Annotated in this window: 15 protein-coding genes; 9 read left to right on the top strand and 6 right to left on the bottom strand. The window is 73.9% G+C overall.

What is annotated here, in order from left to right; genetic code table 11:
* Positions 1–54: 54 nt before the first annotated feature.
* The 7 genes from FHS88_RS02060 (at position 55) to holA (ending at position 9,324) form a co-directional block, all read left to right on the top strand.
* Complete coding sequence (locus tag FHS88_RS02060) at positions 55–2,094, top strand: tetratricopeptide repeat protein (RefSeq protein ID WP_184480783.1); 2,040 nt, start codon at positions 55–57, stop codon at positions 2,092–2,094.
* On the top strand, positions 2,087–2,743 hold the full coding sequence (locus tag FHS88_RS02055; RefSeq protein WP_338146347.1) for a thiamine phosphate synthase: 657 nt from the start codon (positions 2,087–2,089) through the stop codon (positions 2,741–2,743). Before FHS88_RS02060 ends, FHS88_RS02055 begins: the two co-directional genes overlap by 8 nt.
* Positions 2,744–2,919: 176 nt before the next feature.
* Complete coding sequence (locus FHS88_RS02050) at positions 2,920–4,308, top strand: porin (RefSeq protein WP_184480781.1); 1,389 nt, start codon at positions 2,920–2,922, stop codon at positions 4,306–4,308.
* 108 nt (positions 4,309–4,416) lie between these two features.
* Positions 4,417–4,962, top strand: coding sequence for a DUF3576 domain-containing protein (locus FHS88_RS02045; protein ID WP_184480779.1), 546 nt, complete (start codon positions 4,417–4,419; stop codon positions 4,960–4,962).
* 197 nt (positions 4,963–5,159) lie between these two features.
* Positions 5,160–7,766, top strand: a complete 2,607-nt coding sequence (gene leuS / locus FHS88_RS02040; RefSeq protein ID WP_184480777.1) for a leucine--tRNA ligase — start codon at positions 5,160–5,162, stop codon at positions 7,764–7,766.
* A 4-nt stretch (positions 7,767–7,770) separates the two neighbouring features.
* Positions 7,771–8,295, top strand: a complete 525-nt coding sequence (gene lptE / locus FHS88_RS02035; RefSeq protein ID WP_184480775.1) for an LPS assembly lipoprotein LptE — start codon at positions 7,771–7,773, stop codon at positions 8,293–8,295.
* Positions 8,296–8,298: 3 nt separating this feature from the next.
* Complete coding sequence (gene holA / locus FHS88_RS02030; RefSeq protein ID WP_184480773.1) at positions 8,299–9,324, top strand: DNA polymerase III subunit delta; 1,026 nt, start codon at positions 8,299–8,301, stop codon at positions 9,322–9,324.
* Positions 9,325–9,864: 540 nt separating this feature from the next.
* On the opposite strand, the gene FHS88_RS02025 is transcribed toward holA, so the two are convergent.
* From FHS88_RS02025 to FHS88_RS02000, 6 genes are all read right to left on the bottom strand, one after another.
* On the bottom strand, positions 9,865–10,722 hold the full coding sequence (locus FHS88_RS02025) for a ParB/RepB/Spo0J family partition protein (RefSeq protein ID WP_246419176.1): 858 nt from the start codon (positions 10,720–10,722) through the stop codon (positions 9,865–9,867).
* Positions 10,719–11,531: an AAA family ATPase gene (locus FHS88_RS02020; protein ID WP_184480771.1), complete on the bottom strand. Its 813-nt coding sequence runs from the start codon at positions 11,529–11,531 to the stop codon at positions 10,719–10,721. Before FHS88_RS02020 ends, FHS88_RS02025 begins: the two co-directional genes overlap by 4 nt.
* Positions 11,518–12,135 (bottom strand): 16S rRNA (guanine(527)-N(7))-methyltransferase RsmG, encoded by a 618-nt coding sequence (gene rsmG / locus FHS88_RS02015; protein ID WP_338146346.1) that lies wholly within the window; start codon positions 12,133–12,135, stop codon positions 11,518–11,520. Before rsmG ends, FHS88_RS02020 begins: the two co-directional genes overlap by 14 nt.
* The gene (gene mnmG, locus FHS88_RS02010) at positions 12,123–13,991 is read right to left on the bottom strand and encodes a tRNA uridine-5-carboxymethylaminomethyl(34) synthesis enzyme MnmG (protein WP_184480769.1); all 1,869 of its coding nucleotides are present in this window, start codon (positions 13,989–13,991) and stop codon (positions 12,123–12,125) included. Before mnmG ends, rsmG begins: the two co-directional genes overlap by 13 nt.
* A gap of 96 nt (positions 13,992–14,087) precedes the next feature.
* The gene (gene mnmE / locus FHS88_RS02005) at positions 14,088–15,404 is read right to left on the bottom strand and encodes a tRNA uridine-5-carboxymethylaminomethyl(34) synthesis GTPase MnmE (RefSeq protein WP_184480767.1); all 1,317 of its coding nucleotides are present in this window, start codon (positions 15,402–15,404) and stop codon (positions 14,088–14,090) included.
* Positions 15,405–15,435: 31 nt separating this feature from the next.
* A complete protein-coding gene (locus FHS88_RS02000; protein WP_184480765.1) occupies positions 15,436–15,789 on the bottom strand; it encodes a (2Fe-2S) ferredoxin domain-containing protein in 354 nt (117 codons plus the stop codon).
* A gap of 122 nt (positions 15,790–15,911) precedes the next feature.
* Here FHS88_RS02000 and FHS88_RS01995 point away from each other — a divergent pair, with 122 nt between their 5' ends.
* Together FHS88_RS01995 and FHS88_RS01990 are read left to right on the top strand one after the other, a co-directional pair.
* Positions 15,912–16,424: a methylated-DNA--[protein]-cysteine S-methyltransferase gene (locus FHS88_RS01995; protein ID WP_184480763.1), complete on the top strand. Its 513-nt coding sequence runs from the start codon at positions 15,912–15,914 to the stop codon at positions 16,422–16,424.
* Positions 16,421–17,395, top strand: a complete 975-nt coding sequence (locus tag FHS88_RS01990) for a quinone oxidoreductase family protein (protein ID WP_184480761.1) — start codon at positions 16,421–16,423, stop codon at positions 17,393–17,395. Before FHS88_RS01995 ends, FHS88_RS01990 begins: the two co-directional genes overlap by 4 nt.
* Positions 17,396–17,406: the final 11 nt, after the last annotated feature.

The raw sequence follows: 17,406 nt of genomic DNA, 5'->3' as shown, positions 1-17,406 counted from the left end.
CCGGCCGATCTGCTCTACACCCCCCGCCGCACGCCACACCCAGGACCCTGCCCGGTGAACACGCCCGCCGACCATCTGCGCGCCGTCGATGCCGCCTTCCGCGCCGGCCGCCCGGCCGAGGCCGAGACGGCCGCCCGCGCCGCCCTGGCCGCCGCCCCGGACGACCCCGCCGTGCAGCACATGGGCGGCATGGCGCTGCTGCGCCTCGGCCGGGTCGCCGATGCCCTGCGCCCGCTCGGCCGCGCCGCCGCGCGGGAGGATGCGCCGCTCGCCTGGATCACCGCCCTGGGCAACGCGCAGATGATGGCCGGGCGGGCGGAGGAGGCGGAGGCCAGTTTCCGCCGCGGCCTCGCGCGCGAGCCGCAGAACGCGGTCCTGCTGCTCAATCTCGGCATCCTGCTGACCGGCCGCGGCGCCTTCGCGGAGGCCGAGCGCGCGCTCGAGGCCTCGCTCGCCGCCCGGCCCGGCCATCCGGGCGCGCTGCTCGCCCTCGGCAATGCCCGCAGCCAGGCGGGCGATGCCCTCGGCGCCGTCGTCGCCTGGCGGGAGGCGATCGCCGCCCGTCCCGACTTCGCCGAGGCGCACGCCAATCTGGGCGGGGCGCTGGCCGAGCTCGGCCAGGCGGCGGAGGCCGAGGCGGCGCTGCGCCGCGCCCTCTCGCTCAACCCGGCCCTGGTCCTGGCGCGGCACCGGCTGGGGGATCTGCTGCTCGGCCTCGGCCGCACCGAGGAGGCCGAGGCCGCGCTGCGCCAGGTGGTCGCGCAGGAGCCGAAGGCGGCGGGGGCGTGGAACAGCCTCGGCCTCGTGCTGCGCGCCCGCGGCCAGTTGAAGGAGGCGATCACCGCCTTCCGCAGCGCCATCGCCGCCGAGCCGGGGCTGGCCGAGGCGCAGGCGAACCTCGCCCTGCTGCTGGCCTGGCTCGGCGACGACAAGGCGGCGAGCGCGGCGGCGGCGCGGGCCGTCGCACTCGCCCCGGCCGACGAGCGCGCGCGCATGGCGAGCGCCGTGGCCGCCGCCGCGCGCGGGGACCTCGCGGCGGCGCGGGCGGATTCGCGCGAGGCGGTGCGGCTGCGCCCCTTCGTCCACATCCCCGCCCGCGGCGCGGCCGAGGCGACGGTGCTGGTGCTGCAGGCCCTGGGCGAGGGGCATTTCGCGCCCGCGCCGGGCGGCGTGAAACTGCCCGAGGGGCACAACAACGCGGTCGAGCATCTCGACCCGGCGCGCTTCGCGCGGGTGGAGCTCTTCGTGGACGCGCTGGAACAGGATCCCGACCTGCTCGACCGCCTGCCGCGCTGCGACGTCATCTACAACGCCATCACCGAGCCCGACGGGATGCGAAGCAGCCTCGCGCTGGCGGAACGGGCGGTCGCGCGGCTCGGCCTGCCGGTGATCAACCCGCCCGGCCGCATCGGGCAGGCGGCGCGCGACCTCGCGCCCGCGCTGTTCGAGGGGATCGAGGGCCTCGTCGTGCCGCGGGTGCTGCGCGTGCCGGCGGCGGCGGACACCGCGGCGGCGGTGCGCGAGGCGATGGCGGCGGCCGGGCTCGGCTTTCCCGTCATCGCGCGCCCGGCCGGCACGCATACCGGGCAGGGCATGACGCTGCTGCGCGATCCGGCGGGCCTCGCCGCGCTGCCGGCGCAGACCGAGATTTTCGTCACCGAGTACGTGGAGTTCCGCGACCCCGACGGCGTGTGGCGCAAGACGCGACTGCTCTGCATCGGCGGGCGCGTGCTGCCCGAGCACTGGGCGGCGGCGGACGACTGGAACATCCACCACCGCAACTCCCGCGCCTACATGGCGCAGCACCCGGAGGAGCAGGCGCGCGAGCAGGACTATCTCGACAACTTCCAGCAGCGCTTCGGCCTCGCGCGGCTGATCGCGGTGGGGGAGATGACGGACCGCCTCGGCCTCGACTTCTTCGGCATAGACGCCGCGCTTCTGCCCGGGGACCGGCTGCTGGTCTTCGAGGCCAACCCCTCGATGCGCGCGATGTTCGCCGAGGCGCGCGAGGGCTTCGAATACCTGCTGCCGCGCATCGGCCGCATCTCGGAGGCCTTCTGCGACCTCGTGCTGCAGAAGGCGAAGCGTGGGTGAGCGGACGCGCCTGATCGTCCTGCCCGGCGGCCGCGCGCGCCGCTTCCGCCCCGCCTTGCGGCGCGGGCGGCCGCTGCCGGCGCTCTGGCTCTTCTCCGACCCGCAGCGCCTGCCGGACCCGCTGGCGGCGGCGGCGCGGCTGCCGCGCGGGGCGGGCGTGGTGGCGCGCGGCGCCGCCCCCTCCGTGCTGCGCGCCCTCGCGTCGCTGGCGCGGCGGCGGGGGCTCGTGCTGCTCGTGGCGGGCGAGGGGCGCGCCGCGCTCGCCCTCCGGGCCGGGCTGCACCTGCCCGAGCGCCGCGGCGCGGCGGGGCTGCTGCCCTTCCTGGCGGCGCGGCGGGCCGGGGCGCCCTTCGCCGCGCTCAGCCTCGCCGCGCATGGCGGGGCGCGCGGGGCGGCGCGGGCGCGTCGGCTGCGGCCGGACCTCGTGTTCCTCTCCCCTCTGTTCCCGACCGCGAGCCATCCCGGCGCGCTGGCGCTCGGGCCGCTGCGCTGGCAGGCGGCGGCGCGGCGGGCGGGGGCGCCGGCGGCGGCGCTTGGCGGGGTGGCGGCGGCGCGGCTGCGGCGGGTGCCGGGGCGGGCGGCGGGGGTGGCGGCGATCGGCGGCCTCGCCACGGGGCCTGTGGCGGCGACGCCACAGTGTCTCAGGTAAGTCGCGAAGCCCCTGCCTGCGCGGTTGCCCGGCGCGGCGGGCTGGGGACATAGTCCGCCCAGGCCACGACGCCGTCCTTCCGTCCTGTCGCGGGAGGGAAAGCGGCGGCGCACCTTGTCCGGGGGGGCAGGGCGGCCGTGGGAACTGCCGGCTCGCCGGCCATGAGGAGGACTAGAATGCGAAAGATTCTCTTGGGGACGACGGCCGTCGTCGGCGCCGCGCTCATCGCGCCCGGCGCCTTCGCCCAGACGCCGCGCCCGGCGGGCACGCAGTCGCCCAGCCTCGCTCCGGGCTCGGCGCCCAGCACCCCGGTCGCCGCGGCGCCGACGCCCGCGCTGGCCGGCGCCGGCGGCGTGAGCGTCCGCCTCGGCGGCTTCTTCGACTTCCAGTACGGCATGATCCAGGACGACTGGGATCAGGGCCGCAGCCGCAACACGGTGGCGCCCGCGGCGAACAACCGCGCCGGCCGCCAGCGCACCGACATGCGCAACGACCTCGAGCTGCACGTGTTCGTTGACGGCCGCGCCGCCAACGGCATGCAGTACGGCGCCGTGATCGAGTTCCAGATGGACAACATCTCGGGCTCCGGCTCGACGGTGGACCTCGACGAGGCCTACGGCTTCCTGCGCTTCCCGAACCTCGGCGAGCTGCGCTTCGGCCAGGAAGACAACGCGGCGAGCCTGCTGCAGGTTCGCGGCCCGGCCTCCAACGCGCTCGGCGGCGACGGCGAGTGGTGGCGCTTCGTGAACAACACGGGCCTGCCCACCTCGTCGAACATGTACCTGACCTCGGGCATCAACGACGGCAACGACGCGACGAAGGTGATCTACCTCTCGCCGCAGTTCGCCGGCTTCGACTTCGCGCTCTCCTACGGCGCGAACCAGGGCGAGGGCCGCCGCACCGACACGCAGCGCGACCGCACGACGAACGAGAACGAGTGGTCGGCGGCCGTCCGCTACCGCGGCACCTTCGGCCCGGTCGGCGTCGCGGTCGGCTTCGGCGCGATGGGCGCCGACTCGCCCAAGCTGACGGCCGATGGCGCGATCATCCCGGCCAACCTGCGCGGCCAGCAGATCGTCGCCTACACCACGGGTGCGGCGATCCGCGCCTATGGCTTCGCGATCGGCGGCGAGTTCACCTGGGGCTCCTACAACGGCACGGTGGGCCGCAACGCCCTCGCGCCGGGTCTGGACGACAGCTACCACTACCTGCTCGGCGCGACCTACACGATCGGCCCGGTGGTGTTCGGCGGCGTGTTCGGCCAGGCCTTCCAGGACAACGGCGTGGCTGTGACCCGCAACGCGGCGGGCGCGATCACCTCGCTCCGCCAGGTCGAGGATCGCCGCCACACCATCTGGGGCATCGGCGCGGCCTACAACCTCGCTCCGGGCCTGATCCTCTACGGCTACTACAACAACGTGAACGACAAGAACGTGCCCGGCGTGGCGCCGTCCGACGGCCGCTACGTGGCCGGCGCGGCGACGGGCACCACCCTCGCGCAGTTCAACGGCGGCAACACCCGCACCATCAACGTGGTGGCCGTCGGCATCCGCATGGCCTTCTGATCAGGCCTGACGGTTGCGCCTCCAGAGGGGCGGCGGGAGCAATCCCGCCGCCCTTCGCCTTTGCAGCATGGCCGATCCGGCGCTAAAAGCCCGCTCATGACGCGTGCCATGCCTCGATCCACCCGCCGCCTGCCGGTTGTCTCATGCTGCCTCGGCGCGCTCGCGCTGCTGGCCGGCTGCTCCTCGGCCAATATCCGCGACGTCGGGCGGGACGAGTACAACACCGGCTCCCGGCGCGACCTCGTGCCCGGCCGCCTGACCGGCGCGGATGACGGCATCATCCTGGTCGGCACCTCGCGCAACCGGCAGGCCGATGCCGGCGGCGGCGCGGGGCTCGGGGTCAACGCCTTCCTGTGGCGCGCGACGCTCGACACGCTCGCCTTCATGCCGCTCGCCTCGGCGGACCCCTTCGGCGGGGTCATCATCACCGACTGGTATTCCCCGCCCGGCGCGACCAACGAGCGCTTCAAGGCCACCGCCTATGTCATGGGCCGCCAGTTGCGCTCGGACGGCGTGCGCATCGCGGTGTTCCGGCAGGTGCGCAGCGGCGCGGGCTGGGTGGATGCGGCGGTGACGCCGGCCACCGCCTCGGAGCTCGAGGACCGGGTGCTCGCCCGCGCCCGCGAGTTGCGGAGCCAGACCGCCAGCCGCTGAGCCGGCGCGGCCACCCCTTCATCCCGGTCCTGCACGAGATCCCCGCCCGGCTTCCCCGGGCGGCTTCCCTGCTGCGGACCGGCGTCCTTCCGGCCGCCTGCGCGCGCGCCTTGCCGCCAACCCTAGGAATCCGGCGCGGCGGGGCTTATGCATCGCTCTCCCTTCCGCTCCTGCATGGCACGAGACGCGCGCGCGCAATGAACGACACTCCCGCTTCCCAGGACAAGGCTGTCCCCCGCTACGATTTCCGCGCCGCCGAACCGCGCTGGCAGAAGGAATGGGAGGCGCGCGGCTGCTTCTCCGTGCCAGACGTGCCGCCGGCGGACGCGCGCAAGTACTACGTGCTGGAGATGTTCCCCTACCCCAGCGGCAAGATCCACATGGGGCATGTGCGGAACTATACGCTGGGCGACGTGGTCGCGCGCTACAAGCGCGCGCGCGGCCACCTGGTGATGCACCCGATGGGCTGGGATGCCTTCGGCCTGCCGGCCGAGAATGCAGCGCGCGAGCGCGGCGTGCATCCGGCGCAATGGACCTACGCGAACATCGCCAACATGCGCGAGGAACTGAAGCGCATGGGCCTGTCGCTGGAATGGGCGCGGGAGTTCGCGACCTGCGACCCGGAATACTACGGCCAGCAGCAGAAGCTGTTCCTCGATTTCTGGCGCGCCGGCCTCGTCGAGCGCAAGGAATCCTGGGTGAACTGGGATCCGGTGGACGGCACGGTGCTCGCGAACGAGCAGGTGATCGACGGGCGCGGCTGGCGCTCCGGCGCGCTGGTCGAGAAGAAGAAGCTCTCGCAGTGGTTCCTCGCCATCACGAAGTTCGCCCCGGACCTGCTGGAGGCGCTGGGCACGCTCGACCGCTGGCCCGAGCGCGTGAAGCTCATGCAGTCCAACTGGATCGGCCGCAGCGAAGGGGCGCGGCTGCGCTTCGCGCTGACGGAAGCGGTGGACGGCATCGCCGATGTCGAGGTCTTCACGACCCGGCCGGACACGCTGTTCGGCATGTCCTTCCTCGCGGTGGCCGCCGAGCATCCGCTGGCCGCCGCCGCCGCGGCGCGTGATCCAAAGGCGGCGGAGTTCGTCTCCGAATGCCGCCGCATGGGCACGAGCGAGGCCGCGATCGAGCAGGCGGAGAAGAAGGGTTTCGACACCGGGATCCGCGTGCGTCACCCCTTCACCGGCGCCGAATACCCGGTCTGGATCGCGAATTTCGTGCTGATGGAATACGGCACCGGCGCGATCTTCGGCTGCCCGGCGCATGACCAGCGCGACCTCGACTTCGCGCGGAAATACGGGCTGTCCGTCACGCCGGTGGTGCTGCCCAAGGGGGCCGATCCCGCAACCTTCAGCATCGGGGACGAGGCCTTCACCGAGGACGGCACGGCGTTCAATTCCGGCTTCCTCGACGGGCTCGACGTGGCCGCCGCGAAGCGCCGCGCGATCGAGGAGCTGGAGCGGCTCGGTGCCGGCACGGGCGTGGTGAACTGGCGCCTGCGCGACTGGGGCGTGTCCCGCCAGCGCTACTGGGGCTGCCCGATCCCCTTCATCCACTGCGACGCCTGCGGCGTGGTGCCGGTGCCCGACGACCAGTTGCCGGTGCGGCTGCCGGAGGATGTGGATTTCTCGAAGCCCGGCAATCCGCTCGACACGCATCCCACCTGGAAGCATGTCGCCTGCCCCGCCTGCGGCAAGCCGGCGCGGCGCGAGACGGACACCTGCGACACCTTCGTGGATTCGTCGTGGTACTTCGCGCGCTTCTGCTCCCCGCGCGCCGATGTGCCGGTGACGCGCGCGGCGGTGGATGCCTGGCTGCCGGTGGACCAGTACATCGGCGGCATCGAGCACGCGATCCTGCACCTGCTCTATTCGCGCTTCTTCGCCCGCGCGATGAAGGCGACGGGGCATCTCTCCGTCGAGGAGCCCTTCGCCGGCCTGTTCACGCAGGGGATGGTGCAGCACGAATCCTACAAGGGTGCTGACGGGCGCTGGCTCTATCCGGAGGAGGTGGAGTTCGCGAACGCGCCCGACGGAACGCGCATCGCCCGCGTGAAGGGCACGGAGGAGCCGGTGACGATCGGCCGCGTCGAGGCGATGTCGAAGTCCAAGCGCAACACGGTGGACCCCGGCGCCATCATCGCGAAATACGGGGCCGACACGGCGCGCTGGTTCATCCTCTCGGACAACCCGCCCGACCGCGACATGGAATGGACGGAAAGCGGCGTCGCCGGGGCCTATCGCTTCACCCAGCGCGTCTATCGCATGGTCGAGGCCGCGCTGTCCTCCCTGCCGCCCGCCGGCACGGCGCCGGAGGCCGAAGCGCGCGCGCTGCGCCGCGCCACGCATCGCTGCATCGCGACCGTCACCGAGGCGCTCGAGACCTTCGCCTTCAATGTCGCGGTCGCGAGGCTCTACGAATTCGCCAATGCCATCGAGGCGGCGAAGGACGCGCCCGGCGGCGCGCGGCGCGAGGCGCTGGAGATGCTCGCCCGCCTCTCCGCGCCGATGATGCCGCACCTCGCCGAGGAGGTCTGGTCGCTGCTGCGCCCGGGCGAGGGGCTGCTGGTCGCGCAACTGCCCTGGCCCGAGCCCGACCCCGCGCTGCTGAAGGCCGAGAGCGTCACGCTTGCCGTGCAGGTGCTGGGCAAGCTGCGCGCGACCATCGAGGTGCCGGTCGGCGCCTCCGAGGAAGCGATCTTCGCCGCCGCCGAGGCCGAGGAGAACGTGCAGCGCGCGCTCGGCGGCAAGCCCGTCAGGAAGCGGATCCACGTGCCCGGCCGGGTGGTGAACCTTGTCGTCTGAGCCCATGCGCGAGGCGCTGAGCGGGCAGCGCCGGGCGCTGCTCGGTCTGCTGCTTCTGGTCCCGGGCTGCGGCTTCCGCCCGCTGCACGGGCCGCGGCCGGAAGGCGCGGCGGCGCCGGGACTCGATGCGGTGCGGGTCGGCCTCATCCCCGAACGCAACGGGCAGTTGCTGCGGCGCGAGCTGGAAGCCCGCCTGGGCAGCCGCGACGGCGGTGCGGCGCGCTACGACCTCAGGGTCGGCCTCGCCTATGGCGTCGAATTGCAGGGCTTCGCGCGGGACGGCACGCCCTCCCGCGTGCGGATCACCGCGACGGCCAACTGGTTCCTCTACGACCTGAATGTGCCGCCGCGCCTTGTCGCCAACGGCACCGAGCGCGCCTTCGACGCCTACAACATCCCGGAGAACCAGTTCTTCGCAGCCGACACCGCGCGCGATGCGACGGAGCGCCGGCTGGTCGAGCAGCTCGCCGAGGACATCGTGCGGCGCCTCGCGATCCGGCTCGAAGCGGCGGCGACGGCAGCGCGCTGAGCCGTGGCGAAGCTCGACGCGCGGCGGATCGCGGGCTTCCTCGCCGATCCGGGTGCGGCGCGCGTGGTCCTGATCTTCGGCGAGGATGGCGGCCTCGTGCGCGAACGCGCCGATGCGCTGGCGCGGGCGGTCGCCGGCGAGGATCCCTTCCGGCTGGTCGAGATTCCGCGCGAGGCGGCAGCCAGGGATGCGGGGCTGCTCGCCGCCGAGGCCGCGACGCCCGCGCTGACGGGCGGGCGCCGGCTGGTGCGGGTGCGGGACGCGACGGATGCCCTCGCGAATGCGGCGAAGGCGGCGCTGGCCGGCGGCGGGCCGGGCGTGGTGCTGCTGGAGGCGGGCGCGCTCGATGGCCGCAAGGGCTTGCGCGCCGCGCTCGAGAAGGCCGGGCCCGAGGCGGCGGTGATCGCCTGCTATGCCGAGACGGGCGCGGCGCTGGAGGCCTCGATCGCGGCGCTGCTGCGCGAGTTCGGCGTCGCCGCGGACCCGCCGGCGCTCGCCTGGATGGCGCAGCGCCTCGGCGAGGACCGGGCGGTGATGCGGCGCGAATGCGAGAAGCTCGCCCTCTATGTCGGCGCCGGCGGGCGGGTGACGGAGGAGGATGCGCTGGCCTCGCTCGCCGAGGGCTCGGCGCTCGACCTCGATGCGGCGCTGCTCGCGGCGACCGAGGGGGATGCGGCGCGGGCCGACCGCGCGCTCGATGCCGCCTTCGCCGAAGGGGCGGCGGCGGTGCAGGTGGTGCGCGGCGCGCTGCGCCATGTGCAGCGGCTGGAAGCGGCGGCGCTGGCCGTGGCGAAGGGCAGCTCGGCGCGCGATGCGGTCGAGGGGCTGCGCCCGCCGGTCTTCTTCAAGTCCCGTCCCGCCTTCGAGCGGGCCCTGCGCCTGTGGCGGCCGGATACGCTCTCAGCCGCCGGCGCGGCGCTGCTGGAGGCGGAGCGCGCGATCAAGACGACCGGCATGCCGGCGGAGGCGGTGGCGCGGGCGGCGGTGCTCGGCCTGGCGCGCGAGGCGGTGCGGGCAAGGCGCGGCTGACCGGGCTGGGCATCGTGCCGGCAAGCGGTGAACGGGGGCCTGGCCTGCGCGCATCACGCGCGGGGCCTGCGGAACGGCCGGATGAAAGGCCAGGTACGGACCGCGTGGCGAGCGCCGGCCGCCCCTCGCCCGGCAAGCCGCGGGGTCTGCTACGGGCCGGAAGGCCGAGCGGGCGGCCGGTTGGCGGAACGGGTCCGGCGGCCAGCACGCCATGGCGGGGGTTGCCTGCCTGCGGGACAGAACGCCGCGACTTCGGGCGAGCGCCCGGCCGCCTGGATCCGCTTGGGTGGGCAGCCGTCATGTCCTGGCTCATGCCCGTGTGCGGGTGGGCGCCATTCTTGCCGAGGCCGGGCGCTGCATGGCCGCAGGGCCAATCGGAAGGCGAGGAGCTCGCCGAACGCGGCGCATCTCGTCAGACGCTCAGACGATTTCGTCAGATTGCCTGCCTGATTCGGTCCGAGGATCGGAAAGCCGCGGCCTTACGGGCCGGGCCGCGAATGGCGCCTCCGGCACGACGCCAAGGGCGGGTTCCGCCGCCCGCTATGCCATGTCCGGGTCGAGCAGCCGCAGCACGCCGTCGAGCTGGTCGAGGTCGCGATAGGTGATCGTCACCTGCCCGCCCTTGCCGCTCGCCTTGATGGCCACCTTCAGCCCGAGCCGTTCGGTCAGCCGCCGCTCGAGCGCGGCGGTGTCGGCGTCGCGCTTCGCGCCGCGGCGCGCGGCGGGGTCGCGCGGGGCGGCCGCGGCCAGCGCCTCGGTCTGGCGGACCGAAAGCCCGCGCACGACGACCAGCCCGGCCAGCCGCTCCGGATCCTGCGCGCCGAGCAGCGCCCGGGCATGGCCGGCGGAGAGCGCGCCGCCGCGCAGCATCTCCCGCACGCGCGGCGGCAGGTTCAACAGGCGCAGCGTGTTCGCGACATGGCTGCGCGACTTGCCGACGACCTGGCCGAGGCTGTCCTGCTTGAGCCCGAACTCGCTGATCAGGCGCGCATAGCCTTCGGCCTCCTCGAGCGCGTTGAGGTCCTCGCGCTGCAGGTTCTCGACCAGGCCGGCGGCCATGGCGGCGCGGTCGTCGAGGTCGCGGATGACGACCGGCACCTCGTGCAGCCTCGCCTGCTGGGCCGCGCGCCAGCGGCGCTCGCCGCCGAGGATCTGGAACCTCCCCGCCGCGCCGGGCTTGGGGCGCACCAGGATGGGCTGCAGGATGCCGTGTTCCTGGATCGAGGCCGCGAGCTCGGCGAGCGCGGCCGGGTCCGGCGCGCTGCGCGCCTGGAAGGGGCTCGGCTCCAGCGCCTCGATGGGCAGGCTGCGCGGGGCGCCGGAGGGCGTCGGGGCGGGCGCGGCGCTGTCGCCCATCAGGGCGGAGAGCCCCATGCCAAGGCGCGCGGGCTTCTTCATGCGGCCGATTTCCTCGCCTTGCGTTCGCGCTTCAGCACCTCGGCCGCGAGTTCCACATAGGCCTGCGCGCCGGCCGAGCGATGGTCGTAGAGGATGACCGGCAGGCCATGCGACGGCGCCTCGCTGATGCGGACATTGCGCGGGATGACGGTGGTGAAGACCTTGTCGCCGAAGAAGGCCCGCACATCGGCAGCGACGAGTTCGGAGAGGTTGTTGCGCTTGTCGAACATCGTCAGCACGATGCCTTCGAGTTCGAGCGTGGGGTTGAGGGCGCGCTTCACCCTGTCCACCGTGCGCGTGATCTGGGAGACGCCCTCGAGGGCGAAGAACTCGGTCTGCAGCGGCACCAGCACCGAATGCGACGCGACCAGCGCGTTGAGCGTGAGCAGCCCGAGCGAGGGCGGGCAGTCGATCAGGATGACATCCGTCCCGGCCAGCGCCGCCGATTGCGCATCGAGCGCGTCGCGCAGGCGGCGTTCGCGGTTCTCGAGGCCGACGAGCTCGATCTCGGCGCCGGCGAGGTCCGGGTCGGCGGGCAGCAGCGTCAGGCCCGGGATGCGGGTCGGCCGCAGAAGTTCGGCGAGCGGCTTCTCGCCCGTCAGCAGCGCATAGGAGCCCGCCCCGCGGTCCTGGCGCGACAGACCGAGGCCGGTCGAGGCATTGCCCTGCGGATCCAGGTCGATAAGCAGCACCTTGCGCTTCGCCGCCAGCGCGGTGCCGAGGTTGATCGCGGTCGTGGTCTTGCCGACGCCGCCCTTCTGGTTGGCCAGGGCGATGATGCGGAGGGACGGGCGCTCATGGGCCGGCACGGCGGATCTCGCTCAGGCGAAGGATGGTGGCCTCGGTGTCCGTGCGGCTCGTGAACCGCTCCGCCGTGAAGTGCCAGTGTGCGGCGGCGATCGTCAACTCCTCCTCGGCGCCGCGGCCCTTGAGCAGCAGGCAGACGCCCCCCGGCGCGAGATGCGGCGCGGCATAGGCGAGCAGGCGATCGAGCGGCGCCAGCGCCCGGGCCGTGATGGCCGCGCAGGGGGGCAGCGCCGCCCGCTCGATCCGCTGCGGATGCACCGTGACCTGGCGGAGCCCGAGCGTCGCCGCCGCCTCGACGAGGAAGGCCGCCTTGCGGCGGTCCGATTCCACCAAATGCACCGCCCGGTCGGGGAGCGCGGCGGCGATGACGAGGCCAGGCAGGCCCGCGCCGGACCCGAGATCGGCAATAGCCCCGGCGCCCGGGACCAGGGGCACCAGTTGCAGGCAATCGGCGATGTGGCGGCGTTCGAGCTCGGCGACGGTTCGCGCGGCGACAAGGTTGATCGTCGCGTTCCAGCGCAGCAGCAGGTCCCGATAGGCTGCGAGCCGCGCCTCCCGCGCGGGGTCGGGAGGCAGCGCCGGGATGGGCTGTTTCACGTGGAACACGCGCCCGCCCGCCGGAGCGCCACGGCCAGGGCCGCAACGGCCGCGGGCGTCACACCCGGCAGCCGCCCCGCTGCGCCGAGCGTCGCCGGACGGGCGGCGGCGAGGCGCTGGCGCATCTCCGTGGAGAGCCCCGGCACACCCGAGAAGTCCATCCCGTCGGGAATGCGCGTCCGCTCCTCCCGCTCGAGCAGGCGCATCTCCGCCTCCTGGCGCCGCAGATAGGGCGCGTAGAGCGCCTCGGCCTCGAGCTGGGTCCGCAGCCCGGGCGAGAGGTCGCGCAGCCAGGGGAAGGCCGCATCCACCTGGGCGGCCCTGACGCCAGGAAGCGCGAGAACCTCGAGCAGGCTTCGCCGCCGCCCGTCCTGGTTCACCGCAATGCCCGAGGCCGCGAGCGCCGCCGGCGTCGCGCCCTCGGCGCGCGCCCGGGCCAGGGCGTCGGCCAGCGCGGAGGCGAAGGTCCGGTGCCGCGCCGCGCGCTCCGCACCGACGCAGCCCCAGGCCATGCCGCGCTCCGTCAGCCGCAGGCCGGCATTGTCGGCGCGCAGCAGAAGCCGGTGCTCGGCCCGCGCGGTCAGCATCCGGTAGGGCTCGGTGACGCCCTGCAGCACCAGATCGTCCACCAGGACGCCGATATAGGCCTCGCCCCGCGTCAGCACCCGGTCGGGGTGCCCGCCCGAGGCGCGCTGCGCCGCATTCAGCCCCGCCATGAGGCCCTGGGCCGCGGCCTCCTCGTATCCGGTCGTCCCGTTGATCTGCCCGGCGAGGAACAGCCGCGGCACGGACCGGACCTCGAGCGAGGGGCCGAGCGCCCGCGGGTCCACATGGTCGTATTCGATCGCGTAGCCGGGGCGGAGGATGCGCGCGCGCTCGAGGCCCGGGATCGAGGCGATCATCGCCGCCTGGACCGCCTCCGGCAGGCTGGTGGAGACGCCGTTCGGATAGACCGTGTCGTCGTCGAGGCCCTCGGGTTCGAGGAACACCTGGTGGCGTTCCCGCTCGGCGAAACGCACCACCTTGTCCTCGATCGAGGGGCAGTAGCGTGGCCCAGCACCCTGGATGCGCCCGCCATAGACGGCGCTCTCCGAGAGATTCTCCCGGATCAGGGCATGGGTCGCCGGCGTGGTCGCGGTGATCCCGCAGACCACCTGGCGGTTGGCGATGCGGTCCGTGAGCCAGGACAAGGGCTCCGGCGGGTCGTCGCCGGGCTGGTGCTCGACGGCATCCCAGTCGATGGTCCGCCCGTCAAGGCGCGGCGGCGTGCCGGTCTTCAGCCGCGCGAGCGGAAGGCCCAGGCGCTCGAAGGCCTGGGCGAGGCCGATGGCGGGCTCGTCGCCCACCCGCCCGGCAGGAATCCTGCGGCGCCCGACATGGATCTCCCCGCGCAGGAAGGTGCCGGTCGTGACGACTGCCGCGCCGCAGGCGAGGCGCCGCCCATCCCCGGTCCGCACCGCAGCCACGGCGCCGTCCGGGCCGATCTCGATGTCCTCGGCCGTCCCGGCAAGGATCGTGAGCCCCGGCTGCGCCCGCAACAGGCCCTGCACCGCGGCACGGTAGAGGCGGCGATCGGCCTGCGCCCGCGGCCCCCGCACCGCCGGCCCCTTCGAGCGGTTGAGCACCTTCACATGGATCGCCGCGGCATCCGCCGCGCGGGCCATGATGCCGTCCAGCGCATCCACCTCGCGCACCAGATGGCCCTTGCCGACGCCGCCGATCGCCGGGTTGCAGGACATCTCGCCGATCGTCTCGATCCGCTGGGTCAGCAGCAGCGTGCGCGCGCCGCAGCGCGCCGCCGCGGCCGCCGCCTCGCAGCCGGCATGGCCGCCGCCGATCACGATCACATCGAAGCTTCCGGTCATGGGCCGCATATACGTCAGCAGGGTTGCGCGGGGGAGGTTCACCTCCCCCGTTCCCCCTCTCTTCTTCGGCCTTGCGCCCTTGACCGAGGCCGGGGCCTATTTGCCGATGCAGAAGTCGCGGAAGACGATGTCCAGCAGATCCTCCACGCCCACGCGCCCGGTCAGGCGGCCCAGGGCGCGCAGGGCGGCGCGCAGGGCCTCGGAGGCCAGTTCCGGCAGGGGGGCGCTTTCGGCCTCCTCGAGCCAGGCGACCGTTTCGGACAAGGCGGCGCGGTGGCGCGGGCGGGTCAGCAGGGCGGCATCGCCGCTGCCGGCAAGGCGCGCGGCCTCCTCGGCGAGGCGCGCGCGCAACGCGTCGAGCCCCGCCCCGGTCAGCGCGGAGACGGGCAAGGGCGCGGTGCCGCCGATGGCCGCGGGCGCAGGTGCCAGATCGACCTTGCTCGCCACCGGCACCGCCCCGCGCGCCACCCAGTCCAGCGTCACGGCATCGGGCGCCACATCCGCGGCGAAGACGGCGAGCACCAGATCCGCCTCCTCCGCCCGGCGGCGCGCGCGGCGGATCCCCTCCTGCTCGATCTCGTCGGCGGCCTCGCGCAGGCCGGCCGTGTCCGCGAGCGTCACCGGCACGCCGCCCAGCACCAGGCGCACCTCCACAACATCCCGGGTCGTGCCGGCGCGGGCGGAGACGATCGCCGCCTCCCGTCCCGCAAGGGCATTGAGCAGGGAGGACTTGCCGGCATTCGGCGCGCCCAGGATGGCGACCAGGAGCCCCTCGCGGAGCCGCTCCCCTTTGCGCCCGTCGGCGAGATGCGCCGTGATCTCGCTGCGCAGCGCTGCGGCCCCCGCCCGTGCCCGGGCGTCGAGATCGGTCGGCAGGCCGTCCTCGGCGAACTCGATCGCGGCCTCCTGATGGGCCAGCAGGCGGGCCAGACGCCCGGCCCATTCGTCGTGCAGCCGCGCGAGCGCCCCATCCGCCTGGCGCAGCGCCTGGCGCCGCTGCGCCTCGGTCTCCGCCGCGATGAGGTCGGCGATGCCCTCCGCCGCCGTCAGGTCCAGCTGGCCATTGAGGAAGGCGCGGCGGGTGAACTCCCCGGGCTCGGCGGGCCGGGCGCCGAGCGCGGCCAGCGCACTGGCCACAGCAGCCACCACGGCCGGGCCGCCGTGCAGATGCAGTTCGGCGCCGTCCTCCCCGGTGTAGGAGCCGGGGCCGGGAAACCAGAGCACCAGCGCCCGGTCGAGGGTTGCGCCCTCCGCATCGCGCAGGCGGCGCAGGCTTGCGCGTCGCGGGGGCGGCAGCCCGCCCGCGATCCCGGCCAGGATCGGTCCGGAAGCAGGCCCGCTCAGCCGCATCACCGCGACCGCCGCCCGGCCGGCCCCGCTCGCCAGGGCGAAGATGGTGTCGGTTGCCGCCATCAGCCCACCCGCGGGTGTTTCACGTGGAACATCACCCCTTCGGCGGGGGCACGTCCTTCTCCGTCAGCATCAGCCGCGCGACGCGCCCGCCGCCGATCACATGGACCTGGAGGATCTCCTCCACATCCTCGACGCTGGTCGGCCGGTACCACACGCCCTCGGGATAGATCACGAGCGCCGGGCCGAACTCGCAGCGGTCGAGGCAGCCGGCCGCATTGACGCGAATGTTCGGGATGCCGAGTTCCTTGGCCCGCGCCTTCATGTAGTCGCGCAGGCGCTCCGACCCGCGCGCCGCGCAGGAGCCGCGCCGGTGGTCATCCGGGCGGCGGTTGGTGCAGACGAAGAGATGCGCCGTGTAGAAGAGCGGCGGGTCCTGATGCGTCACGCTTTCGGCCTCCGGGGATGTGGCGCCGATGTAGCCCTCCCGCCTGCCCGCTCCAAGCCGCGCCGGCCCGCCACGCTTGACGGCCGCCCCGCCCGGGGTCTCACTGCCCGCCGCGAGGACCCATGCCCCAGCTCTCCCTCCTGACGCCGCTCGGCGAGATCACCGTCTCGGAGGAGGACGGCGCCATCGTCGCGCTCGACTGGGGCCGCGGCCGCGACCAGACCGAGACGACGCTGCTGCGCCGCGCCCGCGACCAGCTGCAGGATTATTTCGACGGCACCCGCACCGCCTTCGACCTGCCCCTTGCTCCGCACGGCACGCCCTTCCAGCGCCGCGTGTGGGAGGCGCTGCGCGCCATCCCCCACGGCGAGACCCGCTCCTATGCCGAGGTCGCCCGCGCCGTCGGCTGCCGCGCGGCCCGCGCCATCGGCCAGGCGAATGGCGCCAACCCCATCCCGATCCTGATCCCCTGCCACAGGGTCGTCGCGGCCGACGGCTCGCTCGGCGGCTATTCGGGCGGCGAGGGAGAGGCTACCAAGCGCTTCCTCCTGGACCACGAGCGCACCGCGCCCGCGGTCCCAACCCTGTTCACGGCCGCCCTGCCGGGGGCCCAGCCACGGAACCGCGCCAGATGACCCATGCCATCCGCATCCACGAAACCGGCGGCCCCGAGAAACTGGTGTGGGAGGAGATCCCCCTCCCCGCGCCCAAGCCCGGCGAGGCGCTGGTGCGCCACAAGGCGGTCGGCCTGAACTTCATCGACGTCTATTTCCGCACCGGCCTCTACAAGGCCCCCTCCCTTCCCGCGATCATCGGCATGGAAGGCGCCGGCGTGGTCGAGGCCGTGGGCGAGGGCGTCACCGAGGTCGCGCCCGGGGACCGTGTCGCCTATGCCACCGCCCCCATCGGCGCCTATGCCGAGGCCCGCTGCATCAAGGCCGACCGCCTGGTGAAGCTGCCCGAGGCCATCAGCTTCGAGCAGGGCGCGGCGATGATGCTCCAGGGCATGACCGCCGCCTTCCTCATCCGCAAATGCTATCCCGTCCAGGCGGGCCAGACCGTGCTGGTCCACGCCGCCGCCGGCGGCGTCGGGCTCATCATGTGCCAGTGGCTGAAGCACCTCGGCGTGACGGTCATCGGCGTGGTGAGCACCGAGGCGAAGGCCGCCCTCGCCCGCGAGCACGGCGCCGCCCATGTGCTGCTCACCAGCGAGGACATCCCCGCCCGCGTCAAGGAGATCACCGGCGGCGCCATGCTGCCCGTGGTCTTCGACAGCGTCGGCCGCGACACCTTCAACCTCTCCCTCGACTGCCTCGCGCCCTTCGGGATGATGGTCTCCTACGGCAATGCCTCGGGGCCGGTCGCCATTCCGGATCTCGGCATCCTCGCCGCCAAGGGCTCGCTCTACGTCACGCGCCCCACCCTCGCGACATACACCGCCAAGCGCGAGGACCTGATCGCCCGCGCCAACGACCTCTTCGAGGTGGTCGCCTCCGGCGCGGTCAAGATCCGCGTGAACCAGACCTTCGCGCTGAAGGACGCGGCGGAGGCGCACCGCGCGCTCGAGGCGCGCAAGACCACCGGCAGCACGGTCCTTCTGCCCTGAGGGCGCAGCCC

Origin of the sequence: Neoroseomonas alkaliterrae, from assembly GCF_014199195.1 — a bacterium.
In the GTDB taxonomy this organism is placed as follows: Bacteria; Pseudomonadota; Alphaproteobacteria; order Acetobacterales; family Acetobacteraceae; genus Neoroseomonas; species Neoroseomonas alkaliterrae.
Note: the sequence above shows the minus strand (reverse complement) of the source record. Positions and strands in the feature narration are given on the sequence as shown.

Bases quoted from the DNA above. Each gene is read 5' to 3' on its own strand.
- FHS88_RS02050 (WP_184480781.1), top strand. From the start codon at position 2,920: ATGCGAAAGATTCTCTTGGGGACGACGGCCGTCGTCGGCGCCGCGCTC.
- FHS88_RS02045 (WP_184480779.1), top strand. From the start codon at position 4,417: ATGCCTCGATCCACCCGCCGCCTGCCGGTTGTCTCATGCTGCCTCGGC.
- leuS (WP_184480777.1), top strand. From the start codon at position 5,160: ATGAACGACACTCCCGCTTCCCAGGACAAGGCTGTCCCCCGCTACGAT.
- lptE (WP_184480775.1), top strand. From the start codon at position 7,771: ATGCGCGAGGCGCTGAGCGGGCAGCGCCGGGCGCTGCTCGGTCTGCTG.
- FHS88_RS02025 (WP_246419176.1), bottom strand. From the start codon at position 10,722: ATGAAGAAGCCCGCGCGCCTTGGCATGGGGCTCTCCGCCCTGATGGGC.
- mnmG (WP_184480769.1), bottom strand. From the start codon at position 13,991: ATGACCGGAAGCTTCGATGTGATCGTGATCGGCGGCGGCCATGCCGGC.
- mnmE (WP_184480767.1), bottom strand. From the start codon at position 15,404: ATGGCGGCAACCGACACCATCTTCGCCCTGGCGAGCGGGGCCGGCCGG.
- FHS88_RS01995 (WP_184480763.1), top strand. From the start codon at position 15,912: ATGCCCCAGCTCTCCCTCCTGACGCCGCTCGGCGAGATCACCGTCTCG.
- FHS88_RS01990 (WP_184480761.1), top strand. From the start codon at position 16,421: ATGACCCATGCCATCCGCATCCACGAAACCGGCGGCCCCGAGAAACTG.